At 34.2% G+C, this 18,531-nt stretch carries 18 protein-coding genes and 4 tRNA genes; 1 reads left to right on the forward strand and 21 read right to left on the reverse strand.

Going from position 1 to position 18,531, the window contains the following annotated elements; all coding sequences use genetic code 11:
• Positions 1–172: 172 nt before the first annotated feature.
• From rpoB to ACNQF8_RS00910, 17 genes are all read right to left on the reverse strand, one after another.
• On the reverse strand, positions 173–3,985 hold the full coding sequence (rpoB, locus tag ACNQF8_RS00830) for a DNA-directed RNA polymerase subunit beta (protein WP_417950402.1): 3,813 nt from the start codon (positions 3,983–3,985) through the stop codon (positions 173–175).
• Between the two features lie 274 nt (positions 3,986–4,259).
• Positions 4,260–4,628: a 50S ribosomal protein L7/L12 gene (gene rplL, locus ACNQF8_RS00835; RefSeq protein ID WP_114754963.1), complete on the reverse strand. Its 369-nt coding sequence runs from the start codon at positions 4,626–4,628 to the stop codon at positions 4,260–4,262.
• Between the two features lie 90 nt (positions 4,629–4,718).
• On the reverse strand, positions 4,719–5,231 hold the full coding sequence (gene rplJ / locus ACNQF8_RS00840; protein WP_099714545.1) for a 50S ribosomal protein L10: 513 nt from the start codon (positions 5,229–5,231) through the stop codon (positions 4,719–4,721).
• A gap of 22 nt (positions 5,232–5,253) precedes the next feature.
• The gene (rplA, locus tag ACNQF8_RS00845) at positions 5,254–5,943 is read right to left on the reverse strand and encodes a 50S ribosomal protein L1 (RefSeq protein WP_039111376.1); all 690 of its coding nucleotides are present in this window, start codon (positions 5,941–5,943) and stop codon (positions 5,254–5,256) included.
• A gap of 13 nt (positions 5,944–5,956) precedes the next feature.
• The gene (gene rplK / locus ACNQF8_RS00850) at positions 5,957–6,394 is read right to left on the reverse strand and encodes a 50S ribosomal protein L11 (protein WP_035639405.1); all 438 of its coding nucleotides are present in this window, start codon (positions 6,392–6,394) and stop codon (positions 5,957–5,959) included.
• 68 nt (positions 6,395–6,462) lie between these two features.
• Positions 6,463–7,014 carry a transcription termination/antitermination protein NusG gene (nusG, locus tag ACNQF8_RS00855; RefSeq protein WP_126455879.1) on the reverse strand — a complete coding sequence of 184 codons (552 nt, stop codon included), beginning with the start codon at positions 7,012–7,014 and terminating at the stop codon, positions 6,463–6,465.
• Between the two features lie 10 nt (positions 7,015–7,024).
• Positions 7,025–7,222 (reverse strand): preprotein translocase subunit SecE, encoded by a 198-nt coding sequence (gene secE, locus ACNQF8_RS00860; protein WP_039109059.1) that lies wholly within the window; start codon positions 7,220–7,222, stop codon positions 7,025–7,027.
• Between the two features lie 17 nt (positions 7,223–7,239).
• A tRNA-Trp gene (locus ACNQF8_RS00865) sits at positions 7,240–7,310 on the reverse strand.
• A 59-nt stretch (positions 7,311–7,369) separates the two neighbouring features.
• Positions 7,370–8,557, reverse strand: coding sequence for an elongation factor Tu (tuf, locus tag ACNQF8_RS00870; RefSeq protein WP_099714543.1), 1,188 nt, complete (start codon positions 8,555–8,557; stop codon positions 7,370–7,372).
• A 54-nt stretch (positions 8,558–8,611) separates the two neighbouring features.
• Positions 8,612–8,683 (reverse strand) — tRNA-Thr (locus ACNQF8_RS00875).
• Between the two features lie 79 nt (positions 8,684–8,762).
• Positions 8,763–8,843: transfer RNA gene (locus tag ACNQF8_RS00880), tRNA-Tyr, on the reverse strand.
• Positions 8,844–8,876: 33 nt separating this feature from the next.
• A tRNA-Thr gene (locus ACNQF8_RS00885) sits at positions 8,877–8,950 on the reverse strand.
• A gap of 90 nt (positions 8,951–9,040) precedes the next feature.
• Complete coding sequence (gene hpf, locus ACNQF8_RS00890) at positions 9,041–9,343, reverse strand: ribosome hibernation-promoting factor, HPF/YfiA family (protein ID WP_417950404.1); 303 nt, start codon at positions 9,341–9,343, stop codon at positions 9,041–9,043.
• Positions 9,344–9,379: 36 nt separating this feature from the next.
• On the reverse strand, positions 9,380–10,276 hold the full coding sequence (locus tag ACNQF8_RS00895) for a tyrosine-type recombinase/integrase (RefSeq protein ID WP_417953470.1): 897 nt from the start codon (positions 10,274–10,276) through the stop codon (positions 9,380–9,382).
• A gap of 70 nt (positions 10,277–10,346) precedes the next feature.
• Entirely contained in the window at positions 10,347–10,541 is a 195-nt protein-coding gene (gene rpsU, locus ACNQF8_RS00900) for a 30S ribosomal protein S21 (protein WP_035670421.1), read from the reverse strand.
• Positions 10,542–10,818: 277 nt separating this feature from the next.
• A complete protein-coding gene (locus ACNQF8_RS00905; RefSeq protein ID WP_417950407.1) occupies positions 10,819–11,988 on the reverse strand; it encodes an acyl-CoA dehydrogenase family protein in 1,170 nt (389 codons plus the stop codon).
• Positions 11,989–12,152: 164 nt separating this feature from the next.
• Positions 12,153–12,947 (reverse strand): ComEA family DNA-binding protein, encoded by a 795-nt coding sequence (locus ACNQF8_RS00910; protein ID WP_417953471.1) that lies wholly within the window; start codon positions 12,945–12,947, stop codon positions 12,153–12,155.
• A 374-nt stretch (positions 12,948–13,321) separates the two neighbouring features.
• Here ACNQF8_RS00910 and ACNQF8_RS00915 point away from each other — a divergent pair, with 374 nt between their 5' ends.
• Entirely contained in the window at positions 13,322–14,773 is a 1,452-nt protein-coding gene (locus tag ACNQF8_RS00915; RefSeq protein ID WP_417950409.1) for an amino acid permease, read from the forward strand.
• A gap of 74 nt (positions 14,774–14,847) precedes the next feature.
• Here the strand turns inward: ACNQF8_RS00915 and ACNQF8_RS00920 are convergent, their stop codons facing one another.
• The 4 genes from ACNQF8_RS00920 to ACNQF8_RS00935 form a co-directional block, all read right to left on the reverse strand.
• Entirely contained in the window at positions 14,848–15,075 is a 228-nt protein-coding gene (locus tag ACNQF8_RS00920) for a PspC family transcriptional regulator (RefSeq protein WP_099714538.1), read from the reverse strand.
• A 67-nt stretch (positions 15,076–15,142) separates the two neighbouring features.
• The gene (locus ACNQF8_RS00925) at positions 15,143–16,414 is read right to left on the reverse strand and encodes a DUF2851 family protein (RefSeq protein ID WP_417953472.1); all 1,272 of its coding nucleotides are present in this window, start codon (positions 16,412–16,414) and stop codon (positions 15,143–15,145) included.
• Positions 16,415–16,493: 79 nt separating this feature from the next.
• A complete protein-coding gene (locus ACNQF8_RS00930) occupies positions 16,494–16,976 on the reverse strand; it encodes a 3'-5' exonuclease (protein WP_417953473.1) in 483 nt (160 codons plus the stop codon).
• 100 nt (positions 16,977–17,076) lie between these two features.
• The gene (locus ACNQF8_RS00935; protein ID WP_417953474.1) at positions 17,077–18,438 is read right to left on the reverse strand and encodes a pyridoxal-phosphate dependent enzyme; all 1,362 of its coding nucleotides are present in this window, start codon (positions 18,436–18,438) and stop codon (positions 17,077–17,079) included.
• Between the last annotated feature and the right edge of the window lie 93 nt (positions 18,439–18,531).

Here is an 18,531-nt window from a genome sequence, read left to right on the forward strand (position 1 = left end):
CGACATATTACCTCGGATTACTTCTCTAAACTTCAACAAATTTTTGAAGTGCTAGTTATAAAATCTTCTGAGATTTTATAAAAAATCGGAACGGGTTACGGGTCTAAATCCTAAAAACTTATATAAATGAGTAATCAGCCCCGAAAAATCGGGACTGATTACTAAATTTTATTTATTCTTCTAAACGAATGTCTAGTCCAAGACCTTTCAATTCATGCATCAATACATTGAATGATTCAGGTAACCCTGGTTCTGGCATAGATTCACCTTTTACGATAGCTTCGTAAGTTTTTGCTCTACCAATAACATCATCAGACTTCACAGTCAAGATTTCTCTAAGTGTACTTGATGCTCCATAAGCTTCAAGTGCCCAAACCTCCATCTCTCCAAAACGCTGACCTCCAAATTGAGCTTTACCTCCAAGTGGTTGTTGTGTAATCAACGAGTATGGACCTATAGAACGTGCGTGCATTTTATCGTCAACCATATGTCCAAGTTTCAACATATAGATAACTCCTACTGTTGCCGCTTGATGGAAACGTTCTCCTGTACCACCATCATATAAATGTGTATGTCCAAAACGTGGTATTCCAGCTTCGTCAGTCAATTCATTAATTTGATCCAAAGTTGCTCCGTCAAAAATTGGTGTAGCAAATTTTCTACCCAAGTTCATTCCAGCCCAACCAAGTACCGTTTCATAAATTTGACCAATGTTCATACGTGAAGGTACACCTAATGGGTTCAACACTATATCAACTGGTGTTCCGTCTTCAAGGAAAGGCATATCTTCATGACGAACGATACGAGCAACAATACCTTTGTTACCGTGACGTCCTGCCATTTTATCCCCAACTTTCAGTTTACGTTTTTTGGCAATATATACTTTAGCTAATTTCAAGATTCCTGCTGGCAATTCATCTCCAACAGTAATAGTGAATTTCTCTCTACGTAATGCACCTTGTAAATCATTCAATTTAATTTTATAGTTATGAATTAAATCATTCACCATTTTATTAGTTGCATCATCAGCAACCCATTGACCTTTACTTAAGTGAGCAAAATCTTCAACAGCATAAAGCATTTTTTGAGTGTATTTTTTACCTTTTGGTAAAACTTCTTCACCCAAATCATTCATTACACCTTGAGATGTTTTTCCGTTTACGATCAAGAAAAGTTTTTCTACTAATTTGTCTTTTAATTCAACAAATTTAACTTCAAACTCCATTTCAAGTGCTCCTAAAGCATCCTTGTCTTGTGTACGTTTACGTTTATCTTTTACTGCTCTTGCGAACAATTTTTTGTCTAAAACAACACCATGTAAAGAAGGAGAAGCTTTTAATGAAGCATCTTTTACATCACCTGCTTTGTCCCCGAAGATTGCACGAAGCAATTTCTCTTCCGGAGTAGGATCTGATTCTCCTTTTGGAGTAATTTTTCCGATAAGAATGTCACCAGGTTTAACCTCGGCTCCAATTCTGATCATACCATTTTCATCTAAATCTTTTGTAGCTTCTTCAGAAACGTTCGGTATATCGTTCGTTAATTCTTCGTTACCTAATTTAGTATCTCTAACTTCTAATGAATAATCATCCACGTGAATAGAGGTAAAAATATCGTCACGAACTACTTTTTCAGAAATTACAATCGCATCCTCGAAGTTGTATCCTTTCCATGGCATAAATGCAACTTTTAGGTTACGACCTAAAGCTAATTCACCATTTTGAGTCGCATATCCTTCAGATAATACTTGTCCAGGAACCACTCTATCCCCTTTTCTTACGATAGGTTTTAGGTTGATACTTGTACCTTGATTGGTTTTTCTAAATTTAATTAGATTGTATGTTTTTTCATCTGGCTCAAAACTCACCATTCTTTCTTCTTCAGAACGATCGTATTTGATAGTGATGATATTTGCATCTACATATTCTATAACTCCGTCTCCTTCAGCATTAATCAATACTCTAGAATCAGAAGCTACTTGACGCTCTAAACCAGTTCCAACAATAGGAGCTTCAGGACGAATTAATGGTACGGCCTGACGCATCATGTTAGATCCCATCAAGGCTCTATTCGCATCATCATGTTCCAAGAAAGGAATCAAAGAAGCGGAGATAGAAGCAATTTGATTTGGAGCAACATCAGTATAATCAACTTTTGTTGGTTCAATTACTGGGAAATCACCTTCTTGACGTGCAATTACGTCTTCGGCAGTAATTTTTCCTGTAGCATCCATCTGAATGTTTGCCTGAGCAATCATCATTCCTTCTTCTTCTTCTGCGCTTAAGTAAACTGGAGTAGACACTAAATCTACAGTTCCGTTTGTTACTTTACGGTAAGGTGTTTCAATGAAACCCATTCCGTTTACTTTAGCATACACACCAAGAGATGAAATCAAACCAATGTTTGGTCCCTCAGGAGTTTCAATTGGACATAAACGTCCGTAATGCGTATAGTGAACGTCACGTACCTCAAAACCTGCTCTTTCTCTCGAAAGTCCACCTGGTCCTAGTGCAGATAATCTTCTCTTATGCGTAATCTCGGCAAGTGGATTCGTTTGATCCATAAACTGAGACAACTGGTTCGTTCCAAAGAAAGAGTTGATAACAGATGATAATGTTTTTGCATTAATCAAATCTATTGGTGTAAACACCTCGTTATCTCTAACGTTCATTCTCTCACGAATAGTTCTAGCCATACGCGCTAAACCTACACCGAATTGTTGAGACAATTGTTCTCCAACTGTTCTTACACGACGGTTTGATAAGTGATCAATATCATCAATCTCTGCTTTAGAGTTGATCAATTCAATCAAATATTTCACAATAGTTATGATATCTTCTTTGGTCAAGACTTGCTTTTCCATTGGAGTATCTAAACCTAATTTTTTATTTATTCTATAACGACCTACTTCACCTAAGTTGTAACGTTGGTCAGAGAAGAACAATTTATCGATAATACCACGAGCCGTTTCTTCATCAGGCGGTTCAGCGTTACGTAATTGTCTGTAGATATGTTCAACAGCCTCTTTTTCAGAGTTTGTTGGATCTTTTTGCAACGTATTATGAATGATGGCATAATCACCTTGATTAGCATCTTCTTTATGTAACAAAATAGATTTAACGTTAGAATCGATGATTTCTTCTACATTATCTTTGTCGATAATTGTATCTCTATCAAGGATTATTTCGTTACGTTCGATAGAAACAACTTCACCAGTGTCTTCATCAACGAAATCTTCATGCCATGTATTCAATACACGAGCAGCTAATTTTCTACCGATATATTTTTTTAGACCTGTTTTAGAAACCTTAATTTCTTCGGCAAGATCAAAAATTTCTAGAATATCTTTATCTCTTTCAAAACCAATTGCTCTAAAAAGAGTGGTAACTGGTAATTTTTTCTTTCTGTCGATATAAGCGTACATTACACTATTAATATCTGTAGAAAATTCTATCCAAGAACCTTTAAAAGGAATTACTCTGGCAGAATACAATTTTGTTCCATTTGCATGGAATGATTGACCAAAGAAAACACCCGGAGATCTGTGTAATTGAGAAACAACTACACGCTCAGCACCATTAATAACAAAGGTACCACTCGGTGTCATGTAAGGAATTGTACCAAGATAAACATCTTGAACAATAGTTTCAAAATCTTCATGTTCTGGATCTGTACAATATAGTTTTAACCTTGCTTTTAAAGGCACACTATAAGTAAGACCTCTTTCTATACATTCTTGAATAGTATAACGTGGTGGATCTACAAAATAATCAAGGAATTCTAATACAAAGTTATTTCTTGTATCAGTAATTGGGAAATTTTCCATGAAGGTGTTGTAAAGCCCTTCGTCACCTCTTTCGTCAGATTTAGTTTCTAATTGAAAAAAATCTTTAAACGATTTAACCTGAACATCTAGAAAATCTGGATAGTCAGGAATATTTTTTGTGGAGGCAAAATTCAATCTTTCAGTCTGATTTGTTAGCATCAATGGACAAAATTTTGATTAAAAAAGTAATTTTTGGTGTAAATAAAAATTTATTTACATTTAAATTTTACAACCATTACATCTTTAAAAAATCAATTTAAGATAACTACTTTCTTATTATCTATTGATTTATTTTCTCGTAATGGGTAAAATAATTGTATTTAAAAGTATAAATTGTAAGAATACAAGCTAGACTTTTGTTATACGAAAAATGGTTTAGGTCATTGGGTGACTAAACCCAAGACCTAAACCTAATTCTTTAAACTGAGTTTAACTATTTAAGCTCAACAACAGCTCCAGCTTCTTCTAAAGATTTTTTAAGCCCTTCAGCTTCTTCTTTAGTTACACCTTCTTTAACATTACTTGGAGCGCTATCTACTACGTCTTTAGCTTCTTTCAAACCTAAACCTGTAAGTTCTTTAACTAATTTTACAACTGCTAATTTAGAAGCACCAGCTTCTTTCAATACAACTGTAAATTCAGTTTGAACTTCTTCAGCAGCAGCTTCACCACCACCTGAAACTACTACAGCTGCAGCAGCTGGTTCGATTCCGTACTCATCTTTTAATATTGTTGCTAATTCGTTAACTTCTTTTACCGTTAGGTTAACTAATTGTTCTGCGAATTGTTTCAAATCTGCCATTTTTTCTATCGTTTTAAAATGATTTGTAAAAATATAATTTATTTATTGTGCGCTTTTTAAAATAAAACTTATACTATAAAGTCTGTTTTATTATGCTTCTACTTCTTCTGTAGCCTCTTCGCTTTTTGCGAATTGGTTTTGAAGAGCAGAAATAACTCTTTGAGCTGGTGATTGAAGCAATCCAATGATTTCGCCGATAAGCTCTTCTTTAGATTTAATAGTTGCTAATGCATCTAATTGATCGTCTCCAATATAAATTTCAGAGTTAATATAAGCTCCTTTTAATACAGGTTTAGCTGATTTTTTTCTGAAATCTTTAATTATTTTTCCAGGTGCATTTGCAACATCTGAAATAAATATAGCGCTATTACCTGTCAATACAGATGGTAAATCACCATAATCATTATCAGAAGCTTCCATTGCTTTTGCAAGCAAAGTGTTTTTTACAACCTCTAATTTAATACCTGCTTTAAAACAAGCTCTTCTCAAGCTTGAAGTAGTCTCTGCATTAAGTCCTGAAATATCAGATATATAAATGATATTTGTACCAGCTAACTGTGCAGTTAAATCTTCAATCGCGATTGATTTTTCTTCTCTAGTCATACTAAAAATTATTAACTACCAATTATACTGCTTTTGGATCCAATGCAATTGCAGGACTCATAGTGCTTGTAAGGTGAATACCTTTAATGTAGGTACCTTTAGCAGCAGTTGGTTTAAGTTTGATTAATGTTTGAATAATTTCGTGTGCATTGTCATAAATTTGCTCAGCTCCAAAAGAAACTTTACCAATTCCTGCATGTACGATACCAGTTTTATCAACTTTGAAATCGATTTTACCAGCTTTAACTTCTTGAACAGCTTTTGCAACATCCATAGTTACAGTACCTGTCTTAGGGTTTGGCATTAAACCTCTAGGTCCTAAAATACGACCTAATGGACCTAATTTACCCATAACAGCAGGCATAGTGATAATAACATCAACATCTGTCCAACCGTCTTTAATTTTTTGAAGGTAATCGTCAAGACCTACATAGTCTGCACCAGCTGCTAAAGCTTCCGCTTCTTTATCTGGAGTAACTAATGCTAATACTTTAACATCCTTACCAGTTCCATGAGGTAATGTTACCACACCTCTAACCATTTGATTCGCTTTTCTTGGATCTACACCCAAACGAACTGCGATATCAACAGACTCATCAAATTTTGCAGAAGCAATTACTTTTATCAATGCAGCTGCATCTTTTAAAGAGTATAATTTGTTCTTTTCAATTTTTGAAGCAGCCTCTTTTTGCTTTTTTGTCAATTTTGCCATGTCTTTCTCTTAATTAAAAAGGAGAATCTCCTGATACAGTTATACCCATAGATCTAGCTGTTCCAGCAATCATGCTCATAGCAGATTCGATTGTGAATGCATTTAAATCTACCATTTTATCTTCAGCAATTGCTTTGATAACATCCCAAGTAACGCTAGCTACTTTTTTACGATTTGGTTCACCAGATCCTGACTTTAGCTTTGCAGCTTCCAATAACTGGACTGCCGCTGGAGGAGTTTTTACAACAAAATCAAATGATTTGTCTTTATACACAGTAATTTGTACTGGGCATATTTTGCCAGGTTTATCTTGAGTTCTAGCATTAAATTGCTTACAGAATTCCATGATGTTTACCCCAGCAGCTCCTAAAGCAGGTCCAACCGGTGGCGACGGGTTCGCAGCACCTCCCTTAACTTGTAGTTTAACTACCTTACTAATTTCTTTAGCCATTTTTTAAAAAATTTAACACTACAATCATTGGAAGCGACTGTAATGGATATTATAGATGTAACAAAAAATTATACTTTTTCAACTTGCATAAAACTCAATTCTAATGGTGTTTTTCTTCCGAAAATTTTAACCATTACTTCCAGTTTACGCTTTTCTTCATTAATTTTTTCAACAGTTCCGTTAAAACCATTAAAAGGTCCATCAACAACCTTAATAGTCTCACCAATGTTAAACGGAATAGAACGTGTATCTGTATTCACAGCTAACTCATCCACTTTACCTAACATTCTGTTTACTTCAGAAATTCTCAATGGCACAGGCTCTCCACCTTTGATTTCACCTAGAAAACCAATAACACTTGTTATAGACTTAATAATATGAGGTATCTCTCCAATAAGATTTGCTTCAATCATAACATAACCAGGAAAATAAACTTTGTCTTTGATTATTTTTTTCCCCTCTTTTACAGTAACCACTTTTTCAGTAGGCACTAAAACTTGCGAAACATAATCTCCCATTCCTAGTCGCGCAATTTCGGTTTCAATATAAGCTTTCACTTTATTTTCTTGCCCGCTTACTGCTCTAACAACATACCACTTCTTAATATTATTATCTGCCATAACAAAAAAATTATGCTTTTATCCAGTTAAAAAATCCAGCCAAAGCTTTTGCGAAAATTTCATCTACTCCCCAAGTTGCCAAAGCGAATAATACTGAAAAAACAGCAACAACAATCGTTAGACGTTGCACCTCAGCCCAAGCTGGCCAAGTAACATTTGACTTTAATTCCTCAAATGCTTCTGATATGTAATTAACAACTTTTGTCATTATGATTTATTTTTTTGCACGGGCGGAGGGATTCGAACCCCCATCAACGGTTTTGGAGACCGCTATTCTACCCTTGAACTACGCCCGTAGAATAAAAAGTAGTGTCATCGTTAAACGACACTACTTTTTGAATTTATTTTTAGTAGATTATCCTACTATTTCAGTTACTTGACCAGCACCTACTGTTCTACCACCTTCACGGATAGCGAAACGTAAACCAACGCTCATTGCGATTGGGCTTAACAAAGCAACATTAATAGTTAAGTTGTCTCCTGGCATTACCATCTCTACACCTTCTGGTAAAGTAATAACTCCTGTTACGTCAGTTGTACGTACGTAGAACTGTGGACGGTAGTTATTATGGAATGGAGTATGACGTCCACCTTCTTCTTTTTTCAAGATATAAACCTCTGCTTTAAAAGTAGCGTGTGGTTTAACTGATCCCGGCTTAATGATAACCATTCCTCTTTTGATAGACTCTTTATCAACACCACGCAACAATAAACCCACGTTATCTCCTGCTTCACCTCTATCAAGGATTTTACGGAACATCTCAACTCCTGTAATAGTAGAAGTTAATTTTTCAGCTCCCATACCAATGATTTCAACAGCATCTCCTGTATTAGCAATACCAGTTTCGATACGACCTGTAGCAACAGTTCCACGACCAGTAATTGTGAATACATCCTCAACTGGCATCAAGAATGGTTTTTCTGTATCACGAACTGGCTCTTCAATCCAGCTATCAACAGCTTCCATCAATTCAATGATTTTTGGTACCCAAGCTGGATCATTATTCAATCCTCCAAGAGCAGACCCTTGAACAACTGGACAATTATCTCCATCATATTCGTAGAAAGACAATAAGTCTCTAATTTCCATTTCAACAAGTTCCAACAACTCAGCATCATCAACCATATCCACTTTGTTCATGAATACTACCATTCTAGGAATACCAACTTGGCGACCTAAAAGGATGTGCTCACGTGTTTGTGGCATTGGTCCATCAGTTGCAGCTACAACAAGGATAGCACCGTCCATTTGAGCAGCACCAGTAACCATGTTTTTTACGTAATCCGCGTGACCAGGACAGTCAACGTGTGCGTAGTGACGGTTAGCAGTTTCGTACTCAACGTGTGATGTATTAATTGTAATACCTCTTTCTTTTTCTTCAGGAGCATTATCAATTTGATCAAATGATTTTGCTTGACAGTAACCAGCATCAGATAACACTTTTGTGATTGCTGCTGTTAAAGTAGTTTTACCGTGATCTACGTGTCCGATCGTACCAATATTTAAGTGTGGTTTCGAACGGTTAAAGGTTTCTTTTGCCATTTTACTTAATTTTTAATCTAGTTTATATATTTATTTCAATTTCCTTCTTACTTGAGCCAACTACGGGAATTGAACCCGTGACCTCTTCCTTACCAAGGAAGCACTCTACCTCTGAGCTAAGTCGGCAGAACCCTTGATTAAAGAGCTTAGACTCCTAACTTTAGACTTTCAATCTAAAAATTTGCAATCCAACAATTAATTCTTGTGGGGAGAGCAGGATTCGAACCTGCGAAGTTCACACAGCAGATTTACAGTCTGCCCTCGTTGGCCGCTTGAGTATCTCCCCTACTTTTTTTATCGTCAAACCTTTACAGTCTTGAGCCGGCGGAGGGACTCGAACCCACGACCTGCTGATTACAAATCAGCTGCTCTAGCCAACTGAGCTACGCTGGCGAATCAATAAAAAAAGTCCGCTATTTCTAACGGACTGCAAATGTAGAGATTTTATCTCTCAATCAAAACATTTTTTAAAAAAAATTCATATTAAATGTGCGAACTTATTTTTTCTTTCCTTTTTACCAACATTCTCTCTAAGGATTCCGCCGAAAGCTCAACTGCCTCTTCAAAAGTTTTACATTGCTTTTTTACCAAAAAATCATCTCCAGGAACATTGATTTTTACCTCGGCAATTTTATTTTCTTTATCACTTGTTTTTTCAACCTTTAAAAAAACATCTGCTGATACTACTTTGTCATAATACTTTTCCAACTTGTCCATTCTTTCTTGAACAAAATCTACTAGCTTTTTGTCAACAGCAAAGTTAACTGCATGAACACTTACCTTCATAATCATTTTTTTTTAATAGTTAAACATTTCTCAAAATTACTTCCGTCCTCGTGGATGCGCTTCTTTATATACACTTTTCAGTTCTGATAAACTACTGTGTGTGTATATCTGCGTCGATGCCAGACTAGAATGACCTAATAATTCCTTGACTGAATTTAAATCCGCTCCATTATTTAACAAATGCGTTGCAAAAGTATGTCTCAATATATGGGGGCTCTTTTTTACTTTTTCAGAGACAGTACTAAAGTAAGAATTTATTAATCGATACACAAAGGAATCATTTAATTTTAACCCTTTTTTTGTGAGAAATAAATAATCACAATCCACAATAGATAACAAACCACCTCGCTCTTCCAAGTACGAAGCAAACTGATCTTTTATTATTGGCAAAACAGGAAGAATTCGCTCCTTATTTCGCTTACCCAACACTTTTATTGTACTACCAGACAAATAAATGTTTGAAATTTTCAAACCTATCAACTCCGCTCTACGCATCCCTGTAGTGTAAAATAAATCAACAATAAGTTTATTTCTAATCCCTTCAAAACTAGCAGTATTTTGCATCACACCCAAAGCATCAACAACCTCCTTTTCAGAAAAAGGAATCTGCAACAACTTCGTAGCCTTTAATGCCTTGTGTTTCAACAACGGACTCACTTCTATCTGCTTAGTTTTTAATAGAAATTTATAAAATGCTTTTAAGGATGCAATTTTTCTATTAACTGAAGTATTTGATGTATCATTATCAACAAGAGACACAATCCAACTTCTAATTTGGCTATAATTAACTTGCTCTACGTTCTCTTGGTCAAAATGTATCGTATTGAATGATTCGAAAGAAGTAATGTCATTACAATACGCTGTAACGGTATGTGAAGAATATTTTTTCTCCAACTGTAGATAATCCCGAAATGCGTCTTTATTAGTAGCCATAAAAAAACCGTTAGCATCAAAGTTATAAAACTTTTAATGACTAACGGTATTTTATTTTAATAGATATTGACTAACTCTCTAAGTTATCTCTCATATTTTGGATATAAGCCGCTTTTTGAATTTTGATTCTATTCGTTACTGAAGGTTTAATAAAAGCAGTACGCGCTCTTAATTGACGAACAGTTCCTGTTTTATCAAATTTTCTTTTGTAACGTTTTAACGCTCTATCGATATTTTCTCCGTCTTTAATTGGTATAATTAACATAATATAGACACCCCCTTTCTTTAGGCTGCAAAAGTAGACATTATTTTTACTTTATCGCTATTTATTGTTATTTATTTTGGGTGTGCCGGCAAGCAAGTATTTTTTATCTATTGAAATACTATCTTTTTGCCGTCAGGCTATGCGCTACAATCTTTATTTGCTGCTTCGCATCCATAAAGGATTTCCACTTCTATCCTTCACACAAAAAAAAAGAGCCTTGAAAAACAAGACTCTTACTAATGCTTATAACTCGTGCCTTACACACGAGGAAACCAAACTATTTTACAGCGGGCTCATAATTTTGATTGTCAATAATCATTTTTCCTAAAATTTCTTTTAAGATTTCTGATGTACCTCCACCGATAGGCCCTAAACGACTATCTCTAAACAAGCGTGCTAACGGATACTCTTCCATGTAACCGTAGCCTCCTAGCATTTGTAAACAACTGTAAATGGTCTCATCGGCTACTTTTGTAGATTTCAATTTTGCCATTGTTGCTTCTTTAACTACATATTCCCCTTTATCAAGACGGGCTACCGCAGCATAATTGAAAATTTTACAATGCTCAACATCCGTTGCATGTTCCACAAGCGTGTGTCTTAATGCTTGAAACTTACTGATTTTTTTACCAAAAGCCTCACGTTGTGACATATAATCAATAGTGTAATCAATAGCATATTCAGCTCTAGCATGAGCATTAATAGCCATAATTAAACGCTCTAAAGCAAAATGCTGCATAATATAAGGAAATCCTTTTCCTTCTTCACCCATTAAATTTCCAGCAGGGATTTCTACATTATCAAAGGCAATCTCTGCTGTATCCGATGCTCTCCAACCTAGTTTATCAAGTTTTGAAGCTGATATCCCTTTCAAACCCGTATCCATTAAAAAGATGCTAATTCCCTTGTTACCCAGTTCTGGGTTTGTTTTTGCAGCTACAATGTAATAATCAGCATAAACACCATTAGTTATAAACGTTTTAGAACCATTTATAATATACTTGTCTCCTTTTTTTACGGCATTTGTGCGCATTCCTGCTACGTCACTTCCGCCAAAAGGCTCCGAGATACATAAAGCACCTATTTTCTTTCCAGCAATACTTGGCACTAAGTAGTCTTGTTTTATTCTTTCGTCACCTTCGGCATTTAAGTGTGTCATAGCTAAATACCCATGAGCCCACATGGCTGCGGCAAAACCAGATGATTTTATTTTTTGTAATTCCTCAAGAAAAATAACCGTGTAAAACAAATCTAAATCAAGTCCGCCATAAGCTTCTGGATAGGCAATACCAAAATATCCCATTTCTCCGAATTTTTCCCAAATAAAACGTTCTATTGTACCTGTTTTTTCCCATTTCTCAATATGAGGAACAACTTCTTTTTGCAAAAAATCTTTTAAACTTTCTCTAAACGCTTGGTGTTCTTCAGTGAAATAAATTGAATTCATATATTATATATTTTTTTTAACAAATAGTATTAATTGAAACATAATAATGCAGTAATGTCTCAGATTTCTTTTTTTAACGGTTAAAATAATTAGTAAATAAAAGTGCTACATCAATTTTAAAATGTCTTAAAACACAATTTTCACGAGCTTAAAATTTGATTCTTTTAATTAAAGTCCAAATATAAGCCAATTATTTTTGCTTTATCAACAGGAAATCCCTTAATTTTTGTTAAATCCTCAATATTATTAATATTCCCTCTCATGCTTCTATAAGTAACAATTTCTTTTGCTAAAGCGTATCTGAAATAATAAAACTGGGAAAGCTCTTTTAAAGAAGCATTATTAATATCTATTTTCTTAAAATTTGGAAGTACTGAAACTTTAAAATGAGTGTTTAGATTCTCAATCACTTCAGGCGATAATCCCCAAACATCTTTCATTTGTTCCATGGAAACAAATCCTCCTAAACTTTCTTTTTGTTTTAAAATTCGTAAAGAAATCGCCTCACCTATTCCGTAAATTTTTATCAAATCCTCCTTAGATGCCTGATTAATATCGATTAAAACGATTTTTTCTTTTTTGGCGAAAGCCTGATTTGGATATTTTTTAAATTCTTTAAATTCTTTCTTATTATTTACCCAATCAGGAAATTTAAAAAAAGGAGCTATCACATTTAACAATGAGTCCGAAATTTTAGTTACGTTTTGAAATTCCTTAGGCGAATTAACATATTTATTTTGTTTTCTAAAACCCAACAAGCGGTCAATTTCTTTCACTGACATTCCTAACTTGTATCCTTTATAATCAGTTATGAAATTAGGATTAAAAAGATACATTTTAGGCAACTTCCTGTTATTATCTACTTTCATAGAATCAACTTTAGACTGAAGAGAAAGCCATTTTTGCTTATCAGGATATTCTTTTGTTTCAAAACTAAAGTCTGCAAAAAAATAAATCATTTGCAAAAGAATTATGATTGCAAACAATGCGAAAATACCCGTGCGTTGCTCTCGAGTATAATTGAAGAAAGTTCGCACAGTTTTAAAATTCATTTATAATATGAGGATTAATAGAGTAAATTAAGATTCCTAAATTTATAAATTAAATCAAGATCTATCACTTTCTAAGAAAAAATATTTAAAAGAAGTAAAACTTATTTCAAAAACAGAGTGACAATCAGTACAGCAACATTCAAAAAAAGTTTTTTCTCATACTAAACCCCAAATAAAGACAATTAAATTACTTTTTTATAACTTAAAATTAAATTATTGTTTTTATTTTTTATAAAAAACTATACATTTGGAGCTTAATAACAAACAAAACCATATAACCCATGTCAATTTGGAAAACTAAACCACTTTCGGTACTGCTAAATGAAGCATCAGAATCCGAAAAAGGATTAAAAAGGACTTTGTCTTCACGTTCATTAGTAGCACTTGGAGTTGGAGCAATTATTGGAGCAGGATTATTCTCATTAACAGGTATTGCTGCCGCTGAGCATGCCGGTCCAGCAGTTACACTTTCATTTATTCTAGCCGCCGTAGGATGTGCTTTTGCAGGACTTTGCTATGCTGAGTTTGCATCAATGATACCCGTTGCAGGTAGTGCTTATACATACTCTTATGCAACTATGGGAGAATTTATGGCTTGGATTATCGGTTGGGATTTAGTTCTTGAATACGCATTAGGAGCCGCTACAGTAGGGGTAAGTTGGTCGCGATATTTACTCGAATTATTAAACAAATACGGAATACATCTTCCACATGATTTGATATGTTCTCCCTGGGAAACATTAAAATTAAGTGACGGAACAATTATAGAAGGAGGAATCATTAATCTTCCTGCTATTTTTATCGTTTCAATGTTATCCTTGTTATTGATCAGAGGAACTAAAGAATCTGCATCTATAAATAACTTCCTAGTTATAGTAAAAGTAATAGTAGTTATTATGTTTATTGTTTTAGGATGGAGCTTTATTGACACCGCAAATTACACGCCATACATTCCTGAAAACACAGGTGTTTTTGGAGAATTTGGATGGTCAGGAATTGCCGCAGGAGCTGGAACTGTATTTTTTGCTTTCATTGGTTTTGACGCAGTTTCTACAGCAGCACAAGAAGCAAAAAACCCACAAAAAGGGATGCCAATTGGTATCTTAGGATCACTTATCATTTGTACTATTTTATATGTATTATTTGCACATGTAATGACTGGACTTGTTCCGTATAATGAATTTGCAGGAGATGCTAAACCAGCAGCAACTGCATTTGCAAGAACTGGATATACGTTTTTACAAACTGGTTTAATTGTAGCTATTTTAGCAGGTTATACTTCGGTAATGCTTGTGATGTTAATGGGACAAAGTCGTGTTTTCTATACGATGAGTAAAGATGGTTTATTACCTTCTTTCTTTAGTGATATTCACGCAAAATTTAGAACACCATGGAAAACAAATCTTTTCTTTATGGTATTCGTAAGCCTTTTTGCAGGTTTTGTACCAGTAAGTGATTTAGGTCATATGGTAAGTATTGGAACTTTATTAGCCTTCGTTTTAGTATGTATCGGAGTTTTAGTAATGCGTAAAAAAATGCCAGATGCTCCAAGATCTTTCCGCACGCCTTTAGTACCTTTTGTACCAATTGCAGGAATCCTAATCTGTTTAGCCTTGATGTATTCATTACCAAATGAAAGCTGGGCGAGACTTGTTATTTGGATGGCATTAGGTGTTGTTATTTACTTTGTTTACGGAAAGAAAAACAGTAAATTAAACAATCCAGACAAATAAAATTTTGTCATAAATAAAAAAAGGGATTATAAAGTATTTAAATACTTTATAATCCCTTTTTCATTTATAGCTATTTACAAATCAAAAACCGAGGTTCGTTTGGCGCGAATTAAATCCTTCAATCGAATCCAAAAGGCCAATGTGAGATAAACCGCAAACCATAAACCTACTGTGACAAAAGACAAATAGATAAAAAACAATCGCACACTACTAGCACGCATTCCCAAAGTATCAGCTAAACGAGAAGAAACATGAAAACCATGTTTTTCAAAAAAGAACTTTAGTTTTATTACTACTGACATTTTATGAGTTATGAATTATTAGCAAAATTACGAATTTTTCGTATAAATGAATAAACGAATCAACATATCAACTTTTTTTCATTAATTCCATACCTATAGCACATTCTAAACACTTACTTTTATTACAATACTCATTCTTTATTTGCAACAAAGATTGTGTTTCAAAAGCAGTTTTTGATAGTATTCCAAAAGAAGTAAATTTTTCTATAATGGCATTTTTCTCTGCCGCAACTTCATTTAAAAATCTAATTAAGTCCTCCGAAATTTCTTTTCCTTGACTTTTTGCAAAAGCAAATTGAATCGGAATTATAGTATTTATCACAATTAAATCAATAAAAGATTTAGAAAGAGTTTTCTTTTTTATCGGGCTTTCTTTATCAAACTGATAATGGCTTTGCCAATATTCCGAAGCAGTAATTTGAAACAATTCGTAAGTACTTTTCAATGAATTTAGGCTACTTATTTTAGAAAATAAATTCTGCTTACTATGGTATAAATTGGCTAACTGAGAGAGTCGTATCGTTGGGAAATTATCCGGTCGATGCTTAAAAAACTGTACTGGTCCTAAACAAACCTTTTCCATTTGATACTTATGCAACAAGTGGAAATATTTGAATTTTAAGTCCTTGAAATAGTTATCTTCTTTTTCAGAATCCAATAACCCAGCAGCACCAAAAATCAAAGCTTCTAAGTTTTCGACTTCAAAACTTTCCTTTCTAATTATTGAAAAAGGAAGAGACTGCGCCATTTTATAGAAAATTTCTCCGTTTGTGTTTAATCCAAAATTCTTAGCTAATAAACAGAATAAAACTCCTTCCCAATCTTGATTGGTTTGCTCCAATAAATCAAATATAGGTTGAGATTTTCTTTCCAAACGTTCAAAAAACAAACGTTCTTGCCAGTTTTTCAATGCAAACGCATCAACATCTTTTAGTTGTTTTTTACAAAAAATCCATGATTTCGGGGCCATTAAAGACTGATAGTTTTCAACAGTCGCTTTTTCTACGTATTTTTTTAATTCTAAAACTGAAATTTCAGAATTATCACTTCTAAAAACGGCCACGTCATGTTCCCAAACCACATGCAAAATTACATTTTCATAACCCACATCTTTTTCGTGATGATGCACATACCAATCCGAAGATTTAAGATGAATTTCAACGTTACCCGCCCATTTTTGAGTACCAATAACTATCTGAGCATTAAAAAAGTCTGGCCCTGCTAATTCAAGATACTGACCTACATTGACAATTGTGATTTCCTCGTTGTTGACAGTCTTTAAATTCAGAACATCAAACTTCTTAAACTTCCAGAGGTAATGGAGAAAATCTTCTTTCATTTTTTTTTTAGATAATAGAGTATATACTTGGAGATAAGAGACTTCTAAAATAAGGAAAAAAAACTAAAATGAAAGAATTTTATTTCAATATATATAATTTGGCACAAGCCCGAGCATCAGATAATGCTTCGTGATGATTTAATGCGATATCCATTTCTCGGCAACAATCACTTAATTTAGTTGGCTTTAACCCTTTGGCTTTATAAATTTTCACGGTACATTCCCAACGGGATGCAATATTCAAATCAGCATAATCCAAACCATAAAGCGCCATTGATTTCGCAAGAACATTTCTGTCGAAACTCTCATTATGGGCTACAACTACTCTATTTTTAAGGCGTTTTTGTATTTCAGGATATACCTGTGCAAATGATTTTGCATTCACCGTATCTCGCGGATATATCCCATGAACTTGAATTGTAAAAGGCGAATATAGATTGTTTGGTGGCTTAATTAAACTAACAAACTCATCAACAATTATCCCGTTTTCTACGGTAACAATACCTACGGAACAAGGATGGAATGCGGTAGCAGTTTCAAAATCTATGGCAGTGAAGGTCATATTATATGTTTCTTATAAATCTAAAAAACCACAAATTTAACGAAATAAACTCGTCAAATTCATGGCTTTAAAAACTTTAATATTTTTGAATTATAAAATTTTATTTTATCGATCCAATAATATCATATTTGGTAATAATATGGTGATTTCCATTTTCTAATTCGATCAAAACGGCTTCATTCTCTTTTGTAAATAATCGAGAAACTTCTTCTATTGGAGTACCAAATTTTACTATCGGAAATGGTTTTCCCATAACTTCTTTTATAGGTTTGTCAGCAACATTTTTATCGGCAACATAGCTTTGAAACAAATCACTTTCATCAACAGAACCTACAAATCCTGTAACGTCAATAACCGGAATTTGAGATATCTTGTATTTACGCATTCTTTCTATAGCATGCGAAACTAATTCTTCTGTGCGAACTACAATTAATGGTTTATCGATATGATCTTTAATAACATCCTCAGCTTTTGTAATTTCTTCGTCTAAAAAACCACGTTCACGCATCCAATCATCATTGAACATTTTACCTACGTAACGGCTTCCTGAATCATGGAATAAAACAACCACGACATCTTCAGGTTTGAAATGTTCTTTGAGTTGCAATAATCCTTTTATCGCAGCTCCAGCTGAATTCCCTACAAATATTCCTTCTTCAAGTGCAATTTTACGGGTATAAACCGCTGCATCTTTATCCGTTACTTTTGTAAATCCGTCAATCAAAGAAAAATCAACATTTTTTGGAAGAATATCCTCTCCAATCCCTTCTGTGATATACGAATAGATTTCATTTTCATCAAAAATTCCAGTTTCATGATACTTTTTAAATACAGAACCATAGGTATCTATTCCCCAAATTTTAATGTTTGGATTTTTCTCTTTTAAATATTTAGCTACACCAGAAATTGTTCCCCCAGTACCTACTCCTACAACAAAATGAGTGATTTTACCTCCTGTTTGCTCCCAAATTTCCGGTCCCGTTTGTTCGTAATGCGCAATAGCATTTGAAGGGTTATCGTATTGATTCACATACCAAGAATTAGGCGTTTCTTTGGCTAATCTTTTGGAAACCGAATAGTAGGAACGCGGATCAGTTGGCTCAACATCAGTAGGACAAACCACAACTTTAGCTCCTACTGCACGAAGAATATCCATCTTTTCCTTCGACTGTTTATCTGAAATCACACAAATCAGTTTGTATCCTTTTATGATGGCTACTAATGCCAATCCCATTCCTGTATTCCCGGAAGTTCCTTCAATAATAGTTCCGCCTGGTTTTAATCTTCCGTCAGCTTCGGCATCTTCAATCATTTTTACTGCCATTCTATCCTTTACGGAATTTCCTGGGTTGAACGTTTCCACCTTAGCAAGTACCAAAGCTTCTACTTCTGCAGTCACTTTATTCAGTTTTACTAATGGTGTATTGCCTATTGTGCCTAATATATTTTCTGCGTAGCGCATTTTATTGTGGATTTAAGATTGTCATTTGTTGTAAATACTGCTGCAAAGATAGTATTTTGTTATAAAAATATCCTGGTTTACGGAATTTTGCGT

The organism is Flavobacterium labens, from assembly GCF_048286755.1.
GTDB lineage: Bacteria > Bacteroidota > Bacteroidia > Flavobacteriales > Flavobacteriaceae > Flavobacterium.